Below are 21,611 nucleotides of genomic sequence, written 5' to 3'. Positions count from 1 at the left end.
ATTCACAGTATTTTAGCGTTCCCCGGCCTGGAAGAGCCGGTCCGGTTGGACCGCACATAAAGGAGTGTAGATAATGGCAGCACAGATCTGGTATGAGAAGGATGGGGACCTTTCGGTTCTGGATGGCAAGAAGGTGGCTATCATCGGCTACGGTTCCCAGGGACATGCTCATGCGCTGAACCTGCGTGATTCCGGTGTGGACGTTGTGGTCGGCCTGCGCGCCAACTCCAAGTCGGTGCCCTTCGCCAAGGAGCAGGGCCTGGAGGTCAAGACCGTGCCCGAGGCCACCAAAGAGGCCGACATCGTCATGATCCTGGCCCCCGATCAGTACCAGCGCAACATCTGGCGGGACGACATCGAGCCCAACATCAAGGAGGGCGCGGCAGTTGCCTTCGCCCATGGGTTCAACATCCATTACGGCTACATCAAACCCAGCGCCGACCATCCGGTCTTCATGGTTGCCCCCAAGGGCCCGGGCCATATCGTCCGCCGTGAGTATGTCGCTGGCCGTGGCGTGCCTGTGGTCGTGGCCGTGGAGCAGGATCCGCGCGGCGACGCCTGGGACATCACCCTGGCCTATGCCAAGGCTCTGGGCGCCCTGCGCGCCGGCGCCATCAAGACCACCTTCAAGGAAGAGACCGAGACCGACCTCTTCGGCGAGCAGGATGTGCTCATGGGCGGCGTCAACCACCTGGTCGAGGCTGGCTTCGAGGTGCTGACCGAGGCCGGCTACCAGCCCGAGATCGCCTACTTCGAGGTCTGCCACGAGCTCAAGATGCTGGTCGACCTGATGAACGAGGGCGGCCTGAACAAGGCTCGCTGGTCCTGCTCCGACACCGCTCAGTACGGTGATTTCACCTCGACCGTGGTGGACGAGTCCACCAAGGACAGGATGCGTCACCAGCTGCAGCGCATCCAGGATGGCTCCTTCGCCAAGGAGTTCATTGATGACCAGGATGCCGGCGCCCCCAAGTTCAAGGAGCTCCAGGAGAAGTACTCCCACGAGAAGATCGAGGAGGTCGGCCCCAAGCTGCGCGCCATGTTCTCCTGGAACAAGGATGTCAAGGATGCCGACGAGGCCCAGTCCTTCACCGGCAAGATCGCCCGCTCCCAGGTGCAGTGACCTCTAGGTTCTGTCGGGAGGACCCTGCATAGTCCGACTGACCATTCAGCAAATGGCCGTTCCCTCATCCGGATGCAATGCCGATGACGGAACGGCCATTTCGTTGTCGTGTCCCGACGCTCACGTTTCAATCGGGCGGTCAGATTGTTCGTTGACCGGATTGGTCACATGGATGTGTGAAATATTCAATGCTGGAGGATATACGGCGGTGCCCTGCGGGTGGAACGACCATCTGCGGGGCACCATTGGTTATATAAGGACGTTGAACTATTTACAGGGCGTCCACCGCGCCTACTGCCTCATTGGGCGGATTCGGCACCAGACACGTCCATGTCCTTGAGGCGCACGATCTTGGTGTGGTTGACGAACTTGAAGCCCAGGTAGAGGACCAGGACCAGAACCACGCTGAAGTAGGTCATGGCCATGTGCGACCAGTTCAGGCTGAGCAGGGAGGGGATATCCTGTCCGGCAATGACGATGACGCAGAGCACCATGGCCAGGACCGGGCCGAACGGGTAGAGCTTGGAGTGGTACTTGAGCTCGCTCAGGTCGTGCCCCTGGAGCTTGAAGGCCCTCCGGAAGCGGAAGTGGCTCAGGGCAATCCCGATCCAGGCGATGAACCCGGTCAGTCCTGTGGCGGTCACCAACCACATATAGAAGGACTGGCCGAAGATGCTGGAGGCGAAGGTGGCCAGGGACATGCAGACCGTGGCCACCAGGGCCGCCAGTGGGATGCCCCTCTTGGTGGTCTTGGCGAAGATGGCCGGGGCATAGTGATCCTTGGCCAGTCCGTAGAGCATGCGGCTGGAGGCGTAGGCTCCGGTGTTGACGGCCGAGAGGATGGATGTCAGCACCACTGCGTTCATGACGCTGGCTGCCGAGGCCAGGCCGGCCCGCTGGAAGACCAGGGTGAAGGGCGACATGGCGATGTTCCCGTCAGAGGCTCCCAAGAGGTTGGGGCTAGTGTAGGGAATCAGGGCGGCGATGACGAAGATGGACAGCACGTAGAAGAGCAGGATCCGCCAGAAGACGTCATTGATGGCCTTGGGAACCGCCTTGCCGGGGTTCTCGGACTCGCCGGCGGTCACACCCACCACCTCGGTGCCTTGGAAGGAGTAGCCGGCGATCAGAAAGACGCTCATGATGGCCGGGAATCCTCCCACGAAGGGGGCGTCCTTGTAGGTGAAGTTCTTCAGGCCGACCGCCGGCTGGAACATGATTCCGCAGATCATGGCCATGCCGATGACCAGGAAGACGATGATGGTGGCCACCTTGATCAGGGAGAGCCAGAACTCGGTCTCTCCGAATGCGGAGACCGTCAGGGCGTTGATCAGGAAGACGATGACCAGGACCAGCAGGCTCCAGATCCATCCTGGGGTGTGGGGCAGCCAGTACTGGATGAGCAGGGCTGCGGTGGAGATGTCCACTGCTCCCGAGATGGTCCAGTTCAGCCAGTAGTCCCAGCCCATGGCAAAGCCCAGGGCCGGATCCACATAGCGGGCGCTGTAGGCGGCGAAGGATCCTGACACCGGAAGGTGGGTGGCCAGCTCGCCCAGACTGGTCATCAGAAAGTAGACCATGACGCCCATGGCTATATAGGCCAGAAGTCCGCCGCCGGGGCCGGCTGTGGAGATGGTGGAGCCGGAGGTCATGAACAGGCCGGTACCAATGCAGCCGCCCAGGGCGATCATGGAGATGTGACGGGTCTTGAGGTTGCGCTTGACGCTGCCGTAGCCATGATGCTCTTGCCCGGCCCGGTCGGATTGATTGGTGTTCGACGCTGCATTGCTGGTGTTCTGCGTCATGATCCTCCTCCTTTTGGCTGGGCGACGCACCGGGGAGTCCGGGGTCGTACTGAAAATGCGATTCCTGATATACCGGCCGGATGCCGGAATAGGTTCATATGGCCGGGTCCTTGAGCCGGTCCTCGAACGCTTAGGGAGTCTATGCCATTGGTGTGGCCTTTCGGCTCCCGTGGTCACAATGTGTCATGGTAGCTGGCAAATCTTTCATAGCGATTCCGGATCCCCGCTCAAATCCATCGTCTCCAGGGGCACGATCCGGGTATGGTAACGGATCTTGTAGCCCAGGTAGAGCGCAAGCACCAGGGGCACACTGATGTAGGTGACGCCGATCTCCTGCCAGTTCCAGTTGACGAAGGCTTCGAGGTTTTGCCCTCCGATGACGATGACGCATAGGATCAGGGCCAGGATGGGTCCCAGAGGGAAGAGCTTGGCGTGGTAGCGCAGCTCCTCAACCCGGTGGCCCTGGACCACCCAGGCGCGGCGGAAGCGATAGTGGCTGAGGGCGATGCCGATCCAGACGATGAATCCGGTCAGTCCCGAGGCGGCCACCAGCCACATGTAGATACGCTGGCCGAAAATGCTGGCGGCGAAGGTGGCCAGGGAGACCACCAGAGTGGCGACCAGCGAGGCCATGGGGATGCCATGACGGGTGGTGTGCCCGAAGAAGGCTGGGGCGTAATGGTCCTTGGCAAGGGCGTAGAGCATCCGGGTTGAGGCGTAGACCCCCGAGTTGGCGGACGAGAGGACCGAGGTCAGGATGATGGCGTTCATGATGCTGGCTGCCGAGGCCAGGCCCGCCCGCTGGAAGACCAGGGTGAAGGGCGACATGGCGATGTCGCCCTGGGCGGAGCTGAGCAGATTGGGGCTGGTATAGGGGATCAGCGCGGCGATGACGAAGATGGACAGGATATAGAAGAGCAGGATCCGCCAGAAGACATCGTTGATGGCCTTGGGAACGGCCCGGGCCGGGTCCTTGGATTCGCCGGCCGTGACCCCAATCAGCTCGGTGCCTTGGAAGGAGAAGCCTGCAATCAGAAAGACGTTGAGGATGGCGGGGAATCCTCCCACGAAGGGGGCGTCCTTGTAGGTGAAATTGCCTAGGCCCACGGCTGGGCGGAACATGATTCCACAGATCATGGCCAGACCGATGACCAGGAAGACGATCACCGTAACCACCTTGATCAGGGAGAGCCAGAACTCGGTCTCGCCAAAGGTCGACACGGTCAGGGCGTTGATCAGAAAGATAGTCACCAGGACCAGCAGGCTCCAGACCCAGCCGGGAGTGTGGGGCAGCCAGTACTGGATCAATAGGGCTGCGGTGGAGATGTCCACAGCCACGGTGATGGCCCAGTTCAGCCAGTAGTTCCAACCCATGGCGAAGCCCAGGGCCGGATCCACATAGCGGGTGTTGTAGGCGGCAAAGGAGCCGGAAGTGGGCAGGTGGGTGGCCAGCTCGCCCAGGCTGGTCATCAGGAAGTAGACCATGAGGCCCATGGCCGCATAGGCCACCAACGCGCCTCCCGGTCCGGCCTTGGAGATGGTGGAGCCGGAGGTCATGAACAGGCCGGTGCCGATGCAGCCGCCCAGGGCGATCATGGTGACGTGGCGGGTCTTGAGGTTGCGTTGGACCCGATCGGTGGATGCGGGGGGACTGGCTTTTCCGCCCTGCCTGGTCGCCATGACTGCTCTTCTCCTCGAACTGACCTGAGAGCCCTATGACGACGGTCCTGACCATTTCCGCTCAGGCGGAATCCAGACGTATTGCCTGTCCGTGACACTGCACATAGCGCTCCGCAACATGGGGTTGCGACAGTCCCGGACCTGTTCGACCCGGGCCCAACGGGACGGATGGGCGGATCCGCACCGTTTCGGCCGGGCCTCCTTTCGCCGGGAATGGGCGACACCGCACTGTCTGCTCCCGGTTACTGATAGGTTCGGCGACCTCTTCAGTGGTTTTGCAATTACGGGCCAGCATAGAGGGATTCTCAGACAAGGCTCAAACCGCTCACCTGTCCTCGATGATCGATAGGCAAATCCGCAATGTCCCTGGCTGCGCTGGGCGGTCCTGGTTGCGCCGGTTGACTGCCTTAGGATAAGTATGAATTCGTTAGGAAAGAAGGCAACCACTGATGAAGGTCGACGACATCAAGGTAATCGGCAATATCGGAGCGGGAACCATGGGGCATGCCACGGCGCTCCAGTTCGCCATGCGAGGGTATCCGGTCCGGCTGGTGGACTCCAGCCGCCAGGCCCTGGACCGTGGGAGGGGATTGATCAAGCATGATCTGGATACCTTCATCGGTGCCGGGCTGATTTCCCAGGATCAGAGGGAGAGCGTGCTGGATCGGATTCAGGAGGACACTGATTACGGCATTCTGGCTGATGCCGACTTTGTCATCGAATCCGTCTTGGAAGACATGGATGTCAAGCACCAGGTTTGGCAGCAGGTGGAGACCATAGTTGGCGAGCAGACCATTCTGGCTACCAATACCTCGGGACTAGGGCCCACCGAGATCGCCTCGGTGCTGCAACATCCCCAGCGGTTCCTTGTGGCCCACTTCTGGAATCCCGCCCAGCTCATGCCCCTGGTCGAGGTGGTGCCTGCTGCGGGCACCGACCAGGGCGTGGTGGACACCACGGTCGAGCTCATGAACCGCATCGGCAAGCATGCCGTGGCGCTGTCCACGGAATCACTCGGATTCGTGGGCAATCGCATCCAGGCGGCTGTTATTCGGGAGTGCCTGAATATCGTGGAACAGGGCATCGCCACCCCGCAGGCCGTCGACGAGATTGTCACCTACAGCCTTGGGCGGCGGTGGAGCATCCTTGGACCCATCGCCAGTGCTGACCTGGGAGGATTGGATGTCTTCGACAATATCTCCAAGTACCTCTACGACGATTTGGACAACCGTCCCGGCGAGGATCCGATCTTGAAGGCCAAGGTTCAAGCAGGAGAGCTAGGCGCCAAGAGCGGCCAAGGGTTCTATTCCTGGCAGGGGGCCGAGAGCCAGGCCATGATCGCCGACCGCGACCGGCGGCTGCTGGAGGCGCTGGTCGCGGACCGCAAGAAGGAGGAGGGCCGCTGAGTTCTCCCGCTTGTATCGCTACTGCGCTCGCCGCTGGGTCAGTTGGTAGGCCACCAGGAGGACGATCAGCCAGATGGGCCCGGCGATGACGGCCACCCGGTAGCTGGACGAGAAGCACATGAGCACCACGATCATGGCTAGGAAGGCCAGGACCGCCCAGGGGGTCACCCGGGCAAAGGGCAGCTTGAAGTGCAGGGCGTTCAGAGCGTTTTCGCCGGTCTTGCCCGCCAGGTCGCCGGGTCCCTCGCCGCGGGCAACAGCACGCCGGAAGAGCATCTCGGTCACCATGATCATTGACCAGTTGATGATGGCCGAGATTGTGGCGATGCTCATCAGGTAGTTGAAGGCGAACTGGGGCCAGAGGAAGACCACGACCACGGCCAGGGCGATGATGCAGGCCGATGTCAGCACTCCTGCGTAGGGCACCCCTCCCTTGGACAGCTTCCCCAGATACTTGGGGGCATTGCCCTGCCGGGCCAGGGAGAAGAGCATGCGGGAGTTGGAGTAGAGGGCCGAGTTGTAGACGCTCATGACTGCGGTCAGGCAGACGAAGTTGAGGATGCCTGCGGCCGCGTGGACTCCAACCGAGTCGAAGATCTGGACGAAGGGGCTGACGACCATACCCTGAGCATTGGGCTTGCCGATGGCGTTCCAGGGGACCACGGCCATGATCACCCCAAGCGTCAGGATGTAGAAGACCAGGATCCTCCAGATGATGGCGTTGGTGGCCTTGGGGATGGTCCGACGGGGATCGGAGGCCTCTCCCGCGGTGATGCCGATGAGTTCCGTGCCGCCGAAGCTGAACATGACCACCGCCAGCGACATAAGCAGACCGGTCCACTGGCCATTGGCCCCGTGACGCATGAGTCCGTTGGGCAGGAATCCGCCGCCCACGGTGAACCAGTTGGCAAAGGAGGCCCGCAGTCCGTTGGCAGTGGGCAGGGCCATGACCACGACAGCCAGTCCGCCGATGATCATGGCGACGATGGCCGCGATCTTGATGATGGCGAACCAGAACTCGAACTCGCCGAACTTGCTGACTCCCATCAGATTGGCTGCCGTGATGACCACCAGGAAGAAGGCCGCAGAGACCCAGGCGGGTATTGCCGGGAACCAGAAGTTGACGAAGGTGCCCACCACGGACAGTTCGACCATGGATACCAGCACGTAGTTCATCCAGTAGTTCCACCCTGAAACGAAACCTGCCCGCTTGGACCAGTAGCGGGTGGCGTAGTAGCTGAAGGCGCCGGACTTGGGGTCTTCCACGCTCATTTCGCTCATGGCCCTGACGATCATGAAGATGGCCAGACCGCCTATCAGATAGGCGATGATGATGGCCGGCCCTGCCAATGAGATGGATTCCCCGGACCCGTAGAAGAGTCCCGTCCCGATGGCGCCGCCCAGCGAGATGAGCTGGATGTGCCTGTTCTTCAGGGTTTTGCGCAGGTTCTTGCCCTGCGGCTCCTTGGGTTGATCCATGGGGATGCCATTCCTTAGGTGGTGATGGTTGTCAGCTGAATATGACCGGCTGACAGGGCCAACCCTATCGGAGCCGAACCGCGCGGAATGATAAGACCTTTGCATTGTGGAATATAGGGGTCCGCCATATGAGACGGTCAATTCACCGAATCGTGATTGTCGGGCCCTACCATGGGCGTCGGTGCCTGCCATCTGTTCCCGGTTATCGGCACCTCTGTGGTATTGCTGACCTACCGGCCTCGACAGGATGTCCCCTTCTGGCCGGTGACGATAGATGGGTTGTGAAGACAAGGAGGTGCAGTCGCATGAACCGTACGGGCAATGGCCCTGTGGCACAGCAGAATCAAGGTGACAGCACCTCGGCAGGCGACGGCATGGAACGTGGTCTGAGCAATCGACATGTGCAGTTCATCGCCATTGGCGGCACCATCGGTACCGGGCTCTTCCTGGGATCGGGCAAGTCCATAGCCCTGACCGGACCCTCCATCATCCTGGTATACATCGGCGTCGGTGTGATCATGTACCTGCTCATGCGGGCAATTGGCGAGCTCATGTATCGCAGCCCTGTCCAGCACACCTTCATCGCCTTCATCAGCCGCTACTTAGGCCAGGGGTGGGGGTCCTTCGCCGGCTGGTCCTACTGGATCGTGCTCATTCTGATCGGCATGTCCGAGCTGACTGCCGTGGGCACCTACTTCGTCACCTTCTTCGGCACCTTCGGAATTGATCTGAGCGCCTGGCGGGGTCTGATCGAGCTCTGCTTCCTGACGGCCATGGTGTGCATCAACCTGATTGCTGTGCGGGTTTTCGGGGAGACCGAGTTCTGGTTCTCCATGATCAAGATCACCCTGATCCTGGCCATGATCGCCACGGCCGTGGTCATGGTCATCACGGGATTCCACTATCCCGCCGTCCACATGCCGGGACAGGACGGGATCAGCCCGGCCGGACATGCGGGCCTGGACAACATCACCACCGGCCTGAGCCTGGCTCCCAACGGGTGGATGGCCTTCTTCATGAGCTTCCAGATGGTCTTCTTCGCATATGAGATGATCGAATTCGTGGGGGTGACCGTCTCCGAGACCCAGAACCCCCGTAAGGTCCTGCCCAAGGCCATCAATCAGATCATCCTGCGCGTACTGATTTTCTACGTGGGTGCCCTGGTCGCCATCATGCTGATTGTGCCCTGGCGCTCCTTCCGCCCCAACGCCGACGGCAGCTTCACCTCGCCATTCGTCATGGTCTTCCGTTACGCCGGGGTGGACTGGGCGGCCGCACTGGTCTTCTTCGTAGTCATCACGGCAGCCAGCTCCTCGCTGAACTCCCTGCTCTACTCCGCCGGCCGCAACCTCTTCCAGCTGGCCGCCGCCGGCCGCTCTCCTGTTATGCGCAGCCTGCACACAATCTCACGCCGCGGCAAGGTGCCCGCCCGGGCCATCGTCCTGTCCGGAGTGCTGATCCTCTTATCCCCGGTGCTGCATATGCTGCCCGGCTTTGAGGATACTTTCGTCCTGTTCACCTCCTGCTCCAGCGCGGTCATCATATTCATCTACATCCTGACCCTGCTTGCTCACCGTCGCTACCGGACCAGCAAGGACTTCATGCCTGATGGGTTCATCATGCCGGCCTACCGGGTGACCGGAGCCGTTGCCATCGCCTTCTTCGTCCTGATCTATCTCTCGCTCTTCCTGGCTCCCGACACCCGGTATCCAGCCATACTGGGATTGGTCTGGCTACTGGTGTTCGGCGGCATCTGTCTGTGGAAGCATAAGGGTGAGCCGTTGTCGGTCGACTGACCGCCTGCGAGCGTGGGCGCATTATATGGCCTCAAAACGCTATAAACAAGTCTGTTTTTCCATTTGTGCTTGGGCTAGATTGATTTTCGGTAGTTGTCAAATCGGCCTCCGTTTCCCGCAGGTTCGATTACGAGGGACTGACGAAGGAGATCATCGCCCATGGTTGCACAGGTCGGCAGGACACGAGTGGCCAGGACCGCTGGCTCCCTGCTCTCATGCCTGCTCTTGGCCCTGATATTCCTGGTCCTGCAGACTCCGCAGTCGGCTATGGCGGCGAGCGGAGCCACGGATTATGACAGCTGGACCCAGGTGGCTGGTTCCGTATCCCATCAGCTGGATCGAGGTTGTGAGGACTATGCCAGGGGGGATCGCGCCGGGGCGGCATCGGAATTCATGGGAGCCTACAACGTGGGCTACGTGGGTTCCGGATTCGTCTCGGTCGTGGAGTCGACCCTGGGGCAGGACAGGCGCAACGCACTGGACGGGCAGTTCCAGGCCCTGCAGAATCAGGCCTACGCCCCGGATGCCGGACAGACCCTGACCCAGGGCAGCGAAAAACTCAAGGCCGATCTGGCCGCTGCGGCCACCCAGCTGGATGCCACCCAAGGGCTGGCCAATCCCCGTGCCTATGCCAAGGCTCAGCAGGAGCAGATCAAGGCGGACCGTCAAAGGCTGGACGCGGCCAAGAAGCATCGGAACAAGGGCAAGGGCGACCGGACCTGGACCCAGGTGGCCCACGAGATGACGCCCATCCTGGATCAGGCACTCGCGCAAGCATCCAAGGGGCAGGGCCAGGCGGGATCCGACCTGGTCAACAAGGCCTATTACCAGTATTACGAGAAGCTGGGCTTCGAGAAGAACGTCATGAACGCCATCAGCGGCAACAGGGTCTCCCAGGTCGAGTACCAGTTCAAGGAGACCCGGATGGCCATGGTGGCGGGCAAGCCGGCCAAAACCCTGGTGAACGACCTGAAGAGCATGCTAGTCGAGGACGCAGCAATTCTGGACGGAGGCGCCGCGGACCAGGTCAATGGGTGGACGTCCTTCCTGACCTCCGCCTTCGGCCAGGCCTTCGTAGTCCTGCTGCGTGAGGGACTGGAGGCCATCCTGGTGGTGGCGGCCATCATTGCCTATCTGGTCAAGTCCGGCCATAAAGACAAGGTTGGGCACATCTACTGGGGCATTGCAGCGGGTCTGGTGGCCAGCGGTCTGGTGGCCCTGCTCTTCACCCTGCTCTTCAACGGGAATGGTCCCCAGCAGGAGATCCTGGAGGGCGTGGTGGCCCTGGTGGCTATGCTCATGTTGCTCTACACCAGCAACTGGATGCTGTCCAAGTCCTCTGTGGAATCCTGGAACCACTACATCCGAAGCCGGACGGTGGCGGCCATCTTCAAGGGCAGTGTGATCTCCCTGGCCCTGCTCTCCTTCCTGGCGGTCTTCAGAGAGGGAGCCGAGACGGTCATGTTCTACCAGGCCATCTTCGCCATGGCCCCTGGTGGTTCACGGGAGATCTGGGCCGGTTTTGCGGCTGCCGCCGTGGTCCTGGTCATCGTCTTCGTACTCATCCGCTTCACCTCGGTCAAGATCCCCATCCGGCCCTTCTTCATCATCACCAGCCTGCTCATGGCGGTCATGGTGGTCATCTTCGCCGGGGGTGGCGTCCATGCCCTGATTGAGGGCGACCTGGTGCCGGCCACCTATCTGCCCGGTGTGCCCACCAGCGACTGGATCGGGCTGTATCCCTACACGCAGACCATCGGCGCCCAGATTCTGGCGGCCCTGGTCGTGGTCGTGCTGGCAATTGTGTCGACCCACCGCCTGCACAAGCAGGAGCAATCGCGGTCGAATCAGGACTCCGACGGGTCGCCGTCGGCAGCCGTCCATCAGGCGGAAGCCGAGCAGACCGCCGAAGGGGCTGTGCCCTCCCAGGTCACGGCATCCATGCAAACACCAAAGAGCGAAGGACAATCATGAAGAAGAGACAATTGACCGCCCTGGTCGCGCTGGTGATCTCAGGCACCCTGGCCCTGGCAGGGTGCGGCTCCAGCGGATCAGGCACCCGTGAGGCCCCCGCGCCTGAGGCTTCCAGCAGCTCCAAGTCTTCGGATGGCAAAGGGGCCGGGTTCGAGGAGATTCCCATCCCGCCCGACGATCAGCAAAAGGGCCCTCTGAACATCGGCACGGTCTTCTTCCAGCCCATCGACATGGAACCCGCATCCATGGGCTTGAAGGCAGCGGATGCCAGCCTGCACCTGGAGGCTGATATCCACGCCCTGCCCAATAACAACCTGGGCTACGCCAAGGGCGAGTTCATTCCGGATCTGACCGTCAACTACACCATCCAGAACAAGGATGATCCCAACGACAAGCAGTCCGGCACCTTCATGCAGATGAACGCCTCCGATGGCCCGCATTACGGGGCCAATATCAAAATGGAGAAGGCCGGATCCTACAAGCTGACCTATTCCATCGACTCTCCTGAGAAGAAGGGTTGGATGCTGCACGTCGACCCGGAAACCGGTGTGAAGGGACACTTCTGGACCGAGCCCATCGTAGTCAGCTGGGACTGGGACTATACGCCCCACCAGTGGTAAGCTGCTATGCACCATGCTTGAGCAATTTGTCACGGTCTTGCCGGGGACGCTGGCCCCGGCCCTCCTGGTCATGGTTTTCAGTGTGCTTTTGGGGGTGGGGGAGGGCCGTGATCGGCCCCGTTCCTCCTCCTGGCGACTGATCGGCCTGGGGGTTGGCGTGCTGGGGGCCCTGGTCTTTGCCCTCCTGCGCGCCACCGTGATCATAAACCGCAGGACCATGGTCAACTACCCGACCCTGGTAGCCTGCGTTCTGACCGACCTGGCGACCATCGTGGTGGTGATGGCCGCCGACCGGCTGGTTTCAGACTGGCATCGCCGCCCCTGGGCCATGGATTTGGCCAATGCTCTGGCGGCCCTGGCCATAGCCCTGACCACCTTCCGTGCCCTGCCTGATGTCATCCTGCAGCTTACGGCCTTTGTGGAGCCGGGGGAGCCGGTGCTGACCTCGGCCATGCTCCTGCGGGCCCTGGGCTTCCTGCTCGGTCTGGCTGCCGCTGTGACGGTGGCCGCCATTCTGAGGACCATGCATACCTCCTGCCCTCGAATGGCCTTTCGTCTGGCCGCCCTGCTCATGGTGGTCCTGCTGCTGATCCGGCACGTCGTAGCCCTGGTGGCCCTGATGCAGACCACCGGTCTGGTTCTTCTGCACGGCTGGGCCTTCCGGGTCATGGCCCTGGGTTACAACGCCGACCTGATCCTGGTCCTTGCCCAGGTGCTGGTCTTCATCATTCCGGTCCTGGCCTGCCTTGTTGCAGGCTGGCGCATGCCGGTGACCGGAGCCTCCACAGCCGACGACCGCAGCCACCGTGCCTTCCGCCGGAGGGCCCTGGCATCAGCGGTCTGGAGCCTGGTGGCCATGATCGGCGTCACCCTGGCTCTGACCGTGGGAACGGCCAAGGCCCACCAGGTGCCCGTGCTCTCGCCTCCGGAACAGTATTCCTTGACTGCCGATACGGCTACCATTCGTTTCTCCCAGGTGGAGGATGGCCATCTGCATCGATTCAGCTACCGGGCCAAGGACGGCACCGAGATGCGCTTTATCATCATCCGCAAGAATGGCGCAGCCTACGGAGTCGGGCTGGATGCCTGCGAGAACTGCGGGGATGCGGGCTATTACGAAAAAGACGGCAAGATCATCTGCAAGAAGTGCGACGTAGCCATCAATCTGGCCACCATCGGGTTCAAGGGCGGCTGCAATCCCGTCCCTCTGCCATACAAGACCGGCCGAGGCGCCATACTGATCAGTACTGCCGACCTGGACGCTCTGTCATCGCACTTCAAGAGCTGAAAAAGGGAAGGAGCGGTTGGTATGTTCTTCATGCGAATGATGCTGCGGTCATTCAGCCGCCAGTTCGGGCGAAGAATGCTCATCGCCGTCACAGTCTGTCTGTCTGCCTGCGTGGCTACGGCCATGCTGGGGGTGGTCTTCGACGTGGGCGACAAGCTCAACGCGGAACTGTCCACCTACGGATCCAACATCACCGTCCAGGCCAAGGCGGATGCCGTGGTCTCCGACCTCTACGGCGACCAGGAGGGCGGCCCCTCGGCCGACGAGTCAACGCCGACCGCCTTCCTCAAGGAGTCCCAGGTGCCAAAGATCAAGACCATCTTCTGGGCCTACAACATCACCGACTTTGCCCCCCGCCTGGACCTTCGTGGCACTGTGGACCAGGTCGGCGCCCCCCTGGTGGGCACCTGGTTCGGCCGGACCGTCAAGGTTGACAGCGGTGAGAGCAGTACTGCGGGTCTCAAAGGTCTTCGGCCCTGGTGGAAGGTTCAAGGCCGCTGGCCCAAGGACGAGGCTGGGTCCGGCGGCAGGACCGAGGCCATGATGGGCAAAGAGCTGGCTGCACGGCTGGGCGGCCGTCAGGTCGGCGACCGGGTCAAGGTAGGTCTGGATGGTAAACAGCAGACCGTCACCATTGTGGGCATCTTCGACTCCGGTGATTCTGATGCCTCCTCCCTCTACCTGCCCACCCGACCGTTGCAGGAGATGTCCGGCCTGACCGATCAGATCGACCAGGTGGAGGTCAAGGCTCTGACCACGCCCGAGAACGACCTGGCCCGCAAGGCCGCACGAAACCCTGCCGCCTTATCCCAGGATGAGTGGGAGACCTGGTACTGCACGGCCTATCCCTCATCCATCGCCTACCAGATCGAGGAGGCCATCCCCGGGTCCATGGCCAAGCAGGTCAGACAGGTGGCAGCCCTGCAGGGCGACGTTCTGCAGAAGACCCAGGCGGTCATGATCCTGATGACCGTGCTCAGCCTGCTGGCGGCAGCCATCGCCGTGGCGAACCTGATGGCGTCCTCCATATCCGAGCGGTCCTCGGAGTTCGCCCTGCTCAAGGCCTTGGGCGCCACCGACGGGGCTGTGTCCCGATTGGTGCTGGCTGAGACGGCCCTGATCGCCCTGGCTGGGGCTCTGGTCGGTGCCCTACTGGGCTCTGGAGTGGCTCAGATCGTAGGCAGGGTGGTCTTCGGCTCGGGCATCACCATGCGACCCATGGTCTTCGTGCTGGTCTTCGTGCTGCTGGCCATTACAGTGTTGTTGGCGTCTATCTCGTCCATCAGATCGATTCTGCGGCTTCGGCCGGCGGAGGTGCTTCATGGCCGCTGATCGCCATAAGAGCCATATGACCAATACCCGCATGTTCCTGACCATGCTCTTCGGGGCCGTCTTCCGCCGTAGGGGCCGGGCCCTGATGGCCGTGGTGGCATCCCTGGTGGGTGCCGCCACCCTCTTCTGCCTGGCGGCGGTCTGCATCGAGGCCCCTAGACAGATCAACCAGGAGATGCGCTCCTACGGGGCCAATCTGGTCGTCTCGCCCATTCAGGGGGGCAACCGGTCCGGGTCCGGCATCGAACAGGGCATGGTGGACCACACCACCCACATGGTGACCGCCAAGGCCCCGGCCCGGTACGCTACCTATCGATATGAAACGGTGCAGGTCAATGCCGGGGCCCGCGAGATGGCCGGCATCCACCCAGACCAGGTGCGTCAGCTCAACCGTCACTGGAGCGTGGAAGGTTCCTGGCCCCGGCCCGGTTCGGTCATGGTGGGGCGGGATCTGGCAGATTCACTGGGGCTTACCACTGGCAAGCAGATAACCATCGGCTACCCGGCCGGACAGGTCACCAGCACAGGCAAGGCTGGAGGCCAGGGCCGTGACTTTCGTGTGGGGGGCATCGTCGATACCGGTGGTCCCGAGGATCGGATCATCTACGCCGACCTGGCTGACCTGGAGCTCCTGACCGGGACCAAGCGGGGCACCGATGTCATCGAATACTCGGTCAACACCATGACCTCGGGGCTGAAGACCATCGCTGCCAGCATCAACGACATGACCTCCATGGGGGTCAAGGCTCGGCCGGTCACGAGGATCACAGCGGGCGACAGCCACACCATCGCCATGCTCCAGTCGCTCTTCTGGCTGGTTTCGGTGGTGGTGCTGGTCCTGACCTTCGTGGGCGTGGGGACCACCATGGCCTCCATCGTCTCCCAGCGGCGCAGCGAGATCGGCCTGCGCAAGGCCCTGGGTGCCTCTTCGCGGGGAATAGCCATGGAGTTTCTGGCGGAGTCGGCCTGCTACGGATTGGCTGGAGGTCTGATCGGCACTGCCCTGGGCTATGGCTTCGCCCGGCTGCTCTGCCTGTCCGTCTTCCAGCGGCCGCTGGGCTTCAACTGGTGGCTGGCCCTGGGCACGGTCCTGCTGAGCGTGGCCATATCCATGATCGCATCCATCCGGCCGGTCCTCCGGGCTTCGCGTATCGATCCGGCTCTGGTTTTGAGGGAGGAATGACAATGACGCAGGCAAAGGCTAGCGAGGGCCAGTCGGGCGGCGGCATGCTGCTGGATCTGGACCATGTTTCCAAGATCTACGGCGATCTGCATGCTCTGGACGACCTGAATCTGAGCGTCCCGCAGGGTCAGTGGCTGGCCGTGGTTGGGTCCTCCGGCTCAGGCAAGACCACGCTGATGAACATCCTGGGCTGCATGGACACCCCCAGCCGCGGCTCGGTCCGCCTGCAGGGGCGGCCGCTGGAGGATCTGAGCCAGTCCCAGTTGGCCGATGTGCGCAAGAACGTGATCGGCCTGGTCTTCCAGAAGTTCTACCTGGTCCCGCATCTGACCGCTCTGGAGAACGTCATGGTGGCCCAGTACTACCACTCGGTGGTGGATGAGGACCAGGCCATGAAGGCCCTGGACCGGGTGGGTCTGGCGGATCGGGCCCGCCACTTGCCCAGTCAGCTTTCGGGCGGCGAGCAGCAGCGGGTCTGCGTGGCCCGGGCGCTGATCAACGAGCCCAAGCTGATTCTGGCTGACGAGCCCACCGGCAACCTGGACGAGGCCAATGAGCGGATTGTGCTGGACCTCTTCCGGCAATTGCATGACCAGGGGACCTCCCTGATTGTGGTCACCCACGATGCCCTGGTGGCCTCATGCGCCCAGCGGGAGATCATGCTCAACCACGGGGTGCTGGCCGGCGAGCAGTGGAATGATGAGGAGGCCAAGCGGGCCTACCTGGCAGCCGGAGGCCGGCCGGCCTTCAGCGGGGCTTCTGGCGACACCGGGGACCAGGATATTCCTGTGGGCTTTCACGACCCCACTAAGATGGCCAAGACAGGTGGGTCTATGCCGGGATCGGCCGGTGAATCAGAAGGAGGACGCTGAGATGGCCAAAAGCAAGTCTCGTGGGCTGGCCACAGCTTCGGCAACATTGGCGACTCTGGTGGCGGTCGGCTCCCTCCTAGGCGGTTGCGGAAGCCAGCAGGCCAAGCCCATGGACGACGAGTTCGCCGGGTCGGGCGCTGAATCCAGCTCTGCTCCAGAGTCGGGAGCCGGTTCTGCGGGCGAGGGCACGCCCACGGCCGTCTCCCGTGATGGGCTGCCGAGTGCTCCGGCTGACACGGGCAACTATCACGATGGCACTTACGCCCTGACGGGCAAGTACGGGCATGACGGAGCTGACAGCGTCGATGTGGATCTGGACCTGTCGGGAGGTCAGGTGACCCGGGTCCAGGTCCAGGGGCATTCGGATTCGCCTATATCACGCGGCCATATGGAACGTTTCGCTCGGGCTGTGCCTGGAGTGGTCCAGGGGCGCCCGCTCAAGGATCTCAAGGTGGACAAGGTGGCTGGAGCCAGCTGGACTTCGGATGCTTTCAACAAGGCCCTGGACCTGGCACGGCTGGAGGCTTCGGCGGACAGGTCGTCCTGAGTTCTGGGCGGATTGTGCAAGTCGTGGGCTGCACGGGCGGTGGAAACAAGAAGGGGCGAGGATTCAACTCCTCGCCCCTCTTCAGGCCTTTATACTACCGGTCCCACCAGGGCCGTAGCGGATAGGTGTCCGTGCCGGTCTCGGGATCGGGCTTGATGCACTGGAACTGGTGTATCTGAATGTTGTCGAGCTCGAAGTTGAGCCGCGCGCCGGCCATATACAGGCCCCAGAGCCGCGCCTTGGGCTCGCCCACCATGGGCTTGGCCTGGTCCCAATGCTCCTGGAGGTTCTCAGTCCAGTGCTTGAGGGTCAGCGCATAGTGCTGGCGCAGGTTCTCCTGGGTGATGACCTCGAAGCCGGTGTCCTGGATGGCCAGTTCGATCTCGGCTGGGCTGGCCAGCTCGCCGTCGGGGAAGATGTAGCGGTCGATGAATCCGCCTGCCCGCTTGTGGTCGTGGGAGTTGGTGCGGGTGATCTGGTGGTTGAGCAGGATGCCGCCCGGACGCAGCTTGTCCATCATCTCCTTGAAGTAGGAGGGGTACTGCTTATAGCCCACATGCTCCATCATGCCGATGGAGCAGATTCCATCGAAGCCGGACTCGGGCACGTCGCGATAATCCATCAGCCGAACCTCGGCCAGATCCTCCAGACCCTCCTGGCGAATCCAGTTCTGGGCCCACTCCACCTGCTCCTCAGCCAGAGTCACGCCGATGACGTGAATGCCACGGCGGGCGGCCGCTATTGCCATGGAGCCCCAGCCGCAGCCCACGTCCAGCAGACGGTCGCCCTTGTTCAGGTGCATCTTGTCCAGGACCATGTTGAGCTTGTGCCACTGAGCGTCCTCCAGGCTGCCGTCCGCCTTCTCGAAGACGGCACAGGTGTAGGTCATGGAGGACCCCAGGAAGAGCCGATAGAAGTCGTTGGACTGGTCGTAGTGGTAGCTGACTGTGGCCGCGTCACCCCGGCGGGTGTGGGGGCGGATGCCCTCGGTCAGCCGCTTGGCCAGAGAAGGTCCCTCGATGGCCGGCGGCTCGGGCACGCGCACTCCGTGCGAGAAGACGGCTCCAGCCGCCCGGGCCAGCTCCATCTTGCTGGGGTGCTTGACGAAGTGCCTGAGGCTCATCAGCTCCTTGAGAACCTGGTAGGGGTTGCCTGGCAGCAGCTCGGGAGAATCCAGATCGCCCTGCAGGTAGGCGCGGGCCAGACCCAGGTCGTTGGGATTTTCCGTGATGTAGTACATGGCACGAGAATTCTTGACTTCCAGATGCAGCGGCGCTTGCTCCTGCCCGAAGACCGACCCATCAAAGGCGGTCACCTGCACAGGCGCGTCAGGGGTGAGGAAGAGCCCGATCATCTCGGCTACAGTCATCTTGCTTTTGGCCATGAAGCCCCCTTGTGTGACCCGGACATGACCGAACATGGCGGGTCTGGTAGTTAGTGGATACAAGTACTGTCTTCACCCTACCCCTGACACTGGTCCCCATCGGTGTCATGTTCGGTGAATTATTCCGCATGGGAAACCTTGCCTGGGTACAGACTCTTTGGTAATGCTGAGCATGGAGGCGAGCAGGAAATGACCAGCAGTGGATCAGCGTCGGTCGGGGCGGATGAAGCCTGGATCCAGGACACTCTTGCCAGATTGGGGCATTCGCGCTTCCGGGCCAGCTTCTCCCTGTCGGCCAAGGATCGCGCCTACGCCCGCGCCAAGGGCAGGGATACCATCGACCGCCACGCTCATGAGATGCTGGCCAAGCGTGTGGGGCCTGCCCATCCGCTGAAGGACGGCAAGCAGACCCCCTACCGCGGACATCCGGTCTTCACGGCCCAGCATGCCACGGCTACCTGCTGCAGGGGGTGCATCGAGCGCTGGCATCACATTCCGCGCGGCCGGGCTCTGACCGATGCCGAGGTGGATGCCTTGGCTAGGCTGGTCATGGCCTGGATCGAGCGCGACTTGGTCAGTCATCCGGTCCGATAAATTACAATCCCTGGGTTTTGCCCAATTGAGTACGAGTCTCTAGACGCGGCGCTTCTCTTTCATAATGATGAATAGGTTTCCTCTCAGGGTGACGCAATAGTACCGCGGTCCATATATTGCCCTTGCAGAAGCTTGAATTGGGGCTTGCGCTTAGGGTGCTTGAAGTGGTTAATGAGTGTTTTTACTGCCGTTTCAGTGACAAGCTGAACATCATTCTGCCAGGCTGAAAATGGCATATAGAGCGCATCTGACATTTGCTTTTCGCATGAGACCAATACTGAATATTGCTCCGGAATGGGTACGTGTCTGATCTCCATAAGGTGATGAAAGACTAAAATTGCAGATTCGTTCTGGATGATATAAGCAGTTGTCCCTGCCTGCATCGATAGGATGTCATCAAGTTCGCTTTCGATTTTTTCCGTATCGGTGGTGCAAGTGCGGATGCTGAGATTGAGACCAAGGCGTTGGGAAGTCTTGTTGGCAGATTGGATAAATCTGAATGTGTCATTGAGTTCCTGGTCCAGAATGGGCTGGGGCAGGGTTATCAGGCAGATCTTGTTGTGACCTTCGGACGCAAGCTTCTCGACCATGCTTGATGCTGCATGTCCGAAATCCGTGTCGACAACATCCAGATTCATCCTGTCATCGGGAACGCCAAGACAGACAGTTGGTATTCCTGACTTGGCAGCATACAGGATTCGAGAGTCTTTCCTTCGCACATCCAGAAAAATGAGGCCATCCGCCTTGTGCGACTGGCAGACATTGGCTGTGGCCGTTCCATCCGGGTCGTTGACGATGAGCATATCATAACCTGCGCTGGTCGCCGCCTTTGAGAGCCAATTGATGTAAGCGCCCCTGGCCAGCTCGAAGTATGCACCTTGTCGGTTACTGGTGATGACACCTATAGTGTTCGTTTTTGATGTTGACAGACTTTGTGCAGAATGATTGGCCACATATCCTAGCTTGTCCATAGCTGCTCTGACTTTGGCTTCTGTTTCTTTCGAGACCGATCGAAAACCAGTGAGAACAAAGGAAACGGTTGTTTTCGAGACGCCTGCCTCTCTGGCCACATCATTGATGGTGGACACTGTGCCGTTCCTTTCAACCATTTTGGGATTACCATTCATGATATCCCGCGGGCTTAGATAAGTCTTGCTTCAGAGCTGAAGAATGCCCGATTCCAGAATGGTGATTTGCGTAGGATTAGGTGGCGGTATATAGTGATGTAAACCGGTTTGTAAAACCGGTTTACATAGTGGTTGTAAACCTTACTTCCACAATGAAGACTGAGCGGAATACTCAAGGAGGAGTTTATATGCAAAGGATAAAGTCGGCGATGATCAAAACGGCGGCACTGGTGTGCGTCTGTGCTACCACCTTTGGGGTAAGTGCCTGTGGTTCCTCGTCAAAAGAGGCTGGGAAGAATGATAAGACTATACAGTTCTGGGACGACTGGACGCGTCATACTAATGGATCCGAGTTCGATAAGCTGGTCAAATCCTGCGCTCCGGAAGGGTACACCATCAAGCGACAGTCCATTGCCACATCCGATTTGCTTAATAATCTGACTACTGCCGTCAAGGAAGACAATGGCCCAGATGTAGCGGTGATTGACAACCCCATGATTCCTTCGGCAGTTGATGCTGCTTTGGTCGCCGGCGGGGATGAAACCGGTCTGAAAGCAACGGGCTATGATGCCAACTTAGAGGCGCCAGGGATTGTAAACAAGGTGACCTACGGAGTTCCACTCGGTGGATCCAACACATTAGGCCTTATCTATAATCCCAAAATCATTAGTGAGGCAGGAGTCGATGTCTCTAGTATCCATGATTGGGATTCGCTGAATAAAGCAATTGAGGCTGTGGTTAACTCCGGTCATAAAGGAATCGCATTTTCCGGGATATCCGGTGAAGAGGGCGTATTCCAATTTTTGCCCTGGTTCTGGGGCGCCAAGGGAGATTTGAAGCATCCGGATTCACAGGCACGGACTGATGCTCAGAATCTGCTTGCGGGCTGGATAAAGAAGGGTTGGGCCCCCAAGTCCGCAACCACCGATACGCAATCGGCTGCTTGGGATCTTTTCCTTGCCGGAGACTATGGTTTCGTTGAAATTGGCACTTGGATGCAGGCAGAGGCCGACAAGGCAAATGCCAAAATGATCCCCATCCCCGCCAAGGACGGCGGTGTGGCCCCGGTCCCCACTGGTGGTGAATTCGCCATGGTGGCAACACACAAGAAAAATGCCAAAGAGCATTACGACAAGGCAGTAAAGGTGATTTCGTGCTTGTCTGAGCCTGACAAACTCTTCAAGGTTAATAACGCATTGAGCAATCTTTCCGCCAAGAAGAGCGTGCGTAGCCGCCAGGTAAAGGAAAACGCCGGACTAGCTCAGTGGGAAGCTTCAATCGAGAAAGCTCAGGGCCGTACTTCCGATCTCGGTCTTAAGTATGAAGAGACTTCCGCTTCTCTATCTGAATCCCTGCTGAATGCTCTCAACAAGCAATGAAGTGAAGCAAACATCCTCGGCG

At 60.6% G+C, this 21,611-nt stretch carries 17 protein-coding genes and 1 riboswitch; of the genes, 12 read left to right on the top strand and 5 right to left on the bottom strand.

All coding sequences use genetic code 11. The features are described 5' to 3' along the window. Positions 1-73: 73 nt before the first annotated feature. On the top strand, positions 74-1,123 hold the full coding sequence (gene ilvC / locus ACNAOV_RS08875) for a ketol-acid reductoisomerase (RefSeq protein WP_015022635.1): 1,050 nt from the start codon (positions 74-76) through the stop codon (positions 1,121-1,123). A 299-nt stretch (positions 1,124-1,422) separates the two neighbouring features. Here the strand turns inward: ilvC and ACNAOV_RS08870 are convergent, their stop codons facing one another. Next, positions 1,423-2,928, bottom strand: coding sequence for an amino acid permease (locus tag ACNAOV_RS08870; protein ID WP_416517409.1), 1,506 nt, complete (start codon positions 2,926-2,928; stop codon positions 1,423-1,425). Between the two features lie 204 nt (positions 2,929-3,132). After that, entirely contained in the window at positions 3,133-4,608 is a 1,476-nt protein-coding gene (locus ACNAOV_RS08865) for an amino acid permease (protein WP_416517408.1), read from the bottom strand. A 96-nt stretch (positions 4,609-4,704) separates the two neighbouring features. Further along, positions 4,705-4,883: riboswitch (Lysine riboswitch) on the bottom strand. Between the two features lie 174 nt (positions 4,884-5,057). On the opposite strand from ACNAOV_RS08865, the gene ACNAOV_RS08860 reads away from it, so the two are divergent. After that, complete coding sequence (locus tag ACNAOV_RS08860) at positions 5,058-6,014, top strand: 3-hydroxyacyl-CoA dehydrogenase family protein (protein WP_416517407.1); 957 nt, start codon at positions 5,058-5,060, stop codon at positions 6,012-6,014. Positions 6,015-6,032: 18 nt separating this feature from the next. Here the strand turns inward: ACNAOV_RS08860 and ACNAOV_RS08855 are convergent, their stop codons facing one another. Continuing rightward, positions 6,033-7,493, bottom strand: coding sequence for an amino acid permease (locus tag ACNAOV_RS08855; RefSeq protein WP_416517406.1), 1,461 nt, complete (start codon positions 7,491-7,493; stop codon positions 6,033-6,035). Positions 7,494-7,798: 305 nt separating this feature from the next. Between ACNAOV_RS08855 and ACNAOV_RS08850 the strand changes: the two genes are divergently transcribed. From ACNAOV_RS08850 to ACNAOV_RS08815, 8 genes are all read left to right on the top strand, one after another. Then, the gene (locus ACNAOV_RS08850; RefSeq protein ID WP_416517405.1) at positions 7,799-9,289 is read left to right on the top strand and encodes an amino acid permease; all 1,491 of its coding nucleotides are present in this window, start codon (positions 7,799-7,801) and stop codon (positions 9,287-9,289) included. A gap of 159 nt (positions 9,290-9,448) precedes the next feature. Further along, positions 9,449-11,263, top strand: coding sequence for an FTR1 family iron permease (locus ACNAOV_RS08845; RefSeq protein WP_416517404.1), 1,815 nt, complete (start codon positions 9,449-9,451; stop codon positions 11,261-11,263). Then, positions 11,260-11,883, top strand: a complete 624-nt coding sequence (locus ACNAOV_RS08840; protein WP_416517403.1) for an iron transporter — start codon at positions 11,260-11,262, stop codon at positions 11,881-11,883. Before ACNAOV_RS08845 ends, ACNAOV_RS08840 begins: the two co-directional genes overlap by 4 nt. Positions 11,884-11,896: 13 nt before the next feature. After that, positions 11,897-13,171, top strand: a complete 1,275-nt coding sequence (locus ACNAOV_RS08835; protein WP_416517402.1) for a Fe-S-containing protein — start codon at positions 11,897-11,899, stop codon at positions 13,169-13,171. Between the two features lie 21 nt (positions 13,172-13,192). Continuing rightward, entirely contained in the window at positions 13,193-14,503 is a 1,311-nt protein-coding gene (locus tag ACNAOV_RS08830; protein ID WP_416517401.1) for an ABC transporter permease, read from the top strand. A gap of 16 nt (positions 14,504-14,519) precedes the next feature. Then, a complete protein-coding gene (locus tag ACNAOV_RS08825; protein WP_416518198.1) occupies positions 14,520-15,686 on the top strand; it encodes an ABC transporter permease in 1,167 nt (388 codons plus the stop codon). 44 nt (positions 15,687-15,730) lie between these two features. Beyond that, complete coding sequence (locus tag ACNAOV_RS08820; protein WP_416518197.1) at positions 15,731-16,558, top strand: ABC transporter ATP-binding protein; 828 nt, start codon at positions 15,731-15,733, stop codon at positions 16,556-16,558. 1 nt (position 16,559) lies between these two features. Beyond that, positions 16,560-17,105, top strand: coding sequence for an FMN-binding protein (locus ACNAOV_RS08815; protein ID WP_416517400.1), 546 nt, complete (start codon positions 16,560-16,562; stop codon positions 17,103-17,105). Positions 17,106-17,199: 94 nt separating this feature from the next. Here the strand turns inward: ACNAOV_RS08815 and ACNAOV_RS08810 are convergent, their stop codons facing one another. Next, positions 17,200-18,489 carry a class I SAM-dependent methyltransferase gene (locus ACNAOV_RS08810; RefSeq protein WP_416517399.1) on the bottom strand — a complete coding sequence of 430 codons (1,290 nt, stop codon included), beginning with the start codon at positions 18,487-18,489 and terminating at the stop codon, positions 17,200-17,202. A 189-nt stretch (positions 18,490-18,678) separates the two neighbouring features. Between ACNAOV_RS08810 and ACNAOV_RS08805 the strand changes: the two genes are divergently transcribed. Then, a complete protein-coding gene (locus ACNAOV_RS08805) occupies positions 18,679-19,083 on the top strand; it encodes a DUF4186 domain-containing protein (protein ID WP_416517398.1) in 405 nt (134 codons plus the stop codon). 83 nt (positions 19,084-19,166) lie between these two features. On the opposite strand, the gene ACNAOV_RS08800 is transcribed toward ACNAOV_RS08805, so the two are convergent. Continuing rightward, entirely contained in the window at positions 19,167-20,171 is a 1,005-nt protein-coding gene (locus ACNAOV_RS08800) for a LacI family DNA-binding transcriptional regulator (RefSeq protein WP_416517397.1), read from the bottom strand. Positions 20,172-20,398: 227 nt separating this feature from the next. Between ACNAOV_RS08800 and ACNAOV_RS08795 the strand changes: the two genes are divergently transcribed. Continuing rightward, positions 20,399-21,589: a sugar ABC transporter substrate-binding protein gene (locus ACNAOV_RS08795; protein ID WP_306221497.1), complete on the top strand. Its 1,191-nt coding sequence runs from the start codon at positions 20,399-20,401 to the stop codon at positions 21,587-21,589. Positions 21,590-21,611: the final 22 nt, after the last annotated feature.

Origin of the sequence: Bifidobacterium asteroides, assembly GCF_048001765.1 — a bacterium.
Classification (GTDB): Bacteria; Actinomycetota; Actinomycetes; order Actinomycetales; family Bifidobacteriaceae; genus Bombiscardovia; species Bombiscardovia asteroides_K.
This window is presented reverse-complemented; position numbering and strand designations above follow the sequence as displayed.

What these genes read in the sequence shown, in the direction of transcription:
- ilvC (WP_015022635.1), top strand. Translation starts at nt 74, where the DNA reads ATGGCAGCACAGATCTGGTATGAGAAGGATGGGGACCTTTCGGTTCTG.
- ACNAOV_RS08870 (WP_416517409.1), bottom strand. Translation starts at nt 2,928, where the DNA reads ATGACGCAGAACACCAGCAATGCAGCGTCGAACACCAATCAATCCGAC.
- ACNAOV_RS08865 (WP_416517408.1), bottom strand. Translation starts at nt 4,608, where the DNA reads ATGGCGACCAGGCAGGGCGGAAAAGCCAGTCCCCCCGCATCCACCGAT.
- ACNAOV_RS08860 (WP_416517407.1), top strand. Translation starts at nt 5,058, where the DNA reads ATGAAGGTCGACGACATCAAGGTAATCGGCAATATCGGAGCGGGAACC.
- ACNAOV_RS08855 (WP_416517406.1), bottom strand. Translation starts at nt 7,493, where the DNA reads ATGGATCAACCCAAGGAGCCGCAGGGCAAGAACCTGCGCAAAACCCTG.
- ACNAOV_RS08850 (WP_416517405.1), top strand. Translation starts at nt 7,799, where the DNA reads ATGAACCGTACGGGCAATGGCCCTGTGGCACAGCAGAATCAAGGTGAC.
- ACNAOV_RS08845 (WP_416517404.1), top strand. Translation starts at nt 9,449, where the DNA reads ATGGTTGCACAGGTCGGCAGGACACGAGTGGCCAGGACCGCTGGCTCC.
- ACNAOV_RS08840 (WP_416517403.1), top strand. Translation starts at nt 11,260, where the DNA reads ATGAAGAAGAGACAATTGACCGCCCTGGTCGCGCTGGTGATCTCAGGC.
- ACNAOV_RS08835 (WP_416517402.1), top strand. Translation starts at nt 11,897, where the DNA reads ATGCTTGAGCAATTTGTCACGGTCTTGCCGGGGACGCTGGCCCCGGCC.
- ACNAOV_RS08830 (WP_416517401.1), top strand. Translation starts at nt 13,193, where the DNA reads ATGTTCTTCATGCGAATGATGCTGCGGTCATTCAGCCGCCAGTTCGGG.
- ACNAOV_RS08825 (WP_416518198.1), top strand. Translation starts at nt 14,520, where the DNA reads ATGACCAATACCCGCATGTTCCTGACCATGCTCTTCGGGGCCGTCTTC.
- ACNAOV_RS08820 (WP_416518197.1), top strand. Translation starts at nt 15,731, where the DNA reads ATGCTGCTGGATCTGGACCATGTTTCCAAGATCTACGGCGATCTGCAT.
- ACNAOV_RS08815 (WP_416517400.1), top strand. Translation starts at nt 16,560, where the DNA reads ATGGCCAAAAGCAAGTCTCGTGGGCTGGCCACAGCTTCGGCAACATTG.
- ACNAOV_RS08810 (WP_416517399.1), bottom strand. Translation starts at nt 18,489, where the DNA reads ATGGCCAAAAGCAAGATGACTGTAGCCGAGATGATCGGGCTCTTCCTC.
- ACNAOV_RS08805 (WP_416517398.1), top strand. Translation starts at nt 18,679, where the DNA reads ATGACCAGCAGTGGATCAGCGTCGGTCGGGGCGGATGAAGCCTGGATC.
- ACNAOV_RS08795 (WP_306221497.1), top strand. Translation starts at nt 20,399, where the DNA reads ATGCAAAGGATAAAGTCGGCGATGATCAAAACGGCGGCACTGGTGTGC.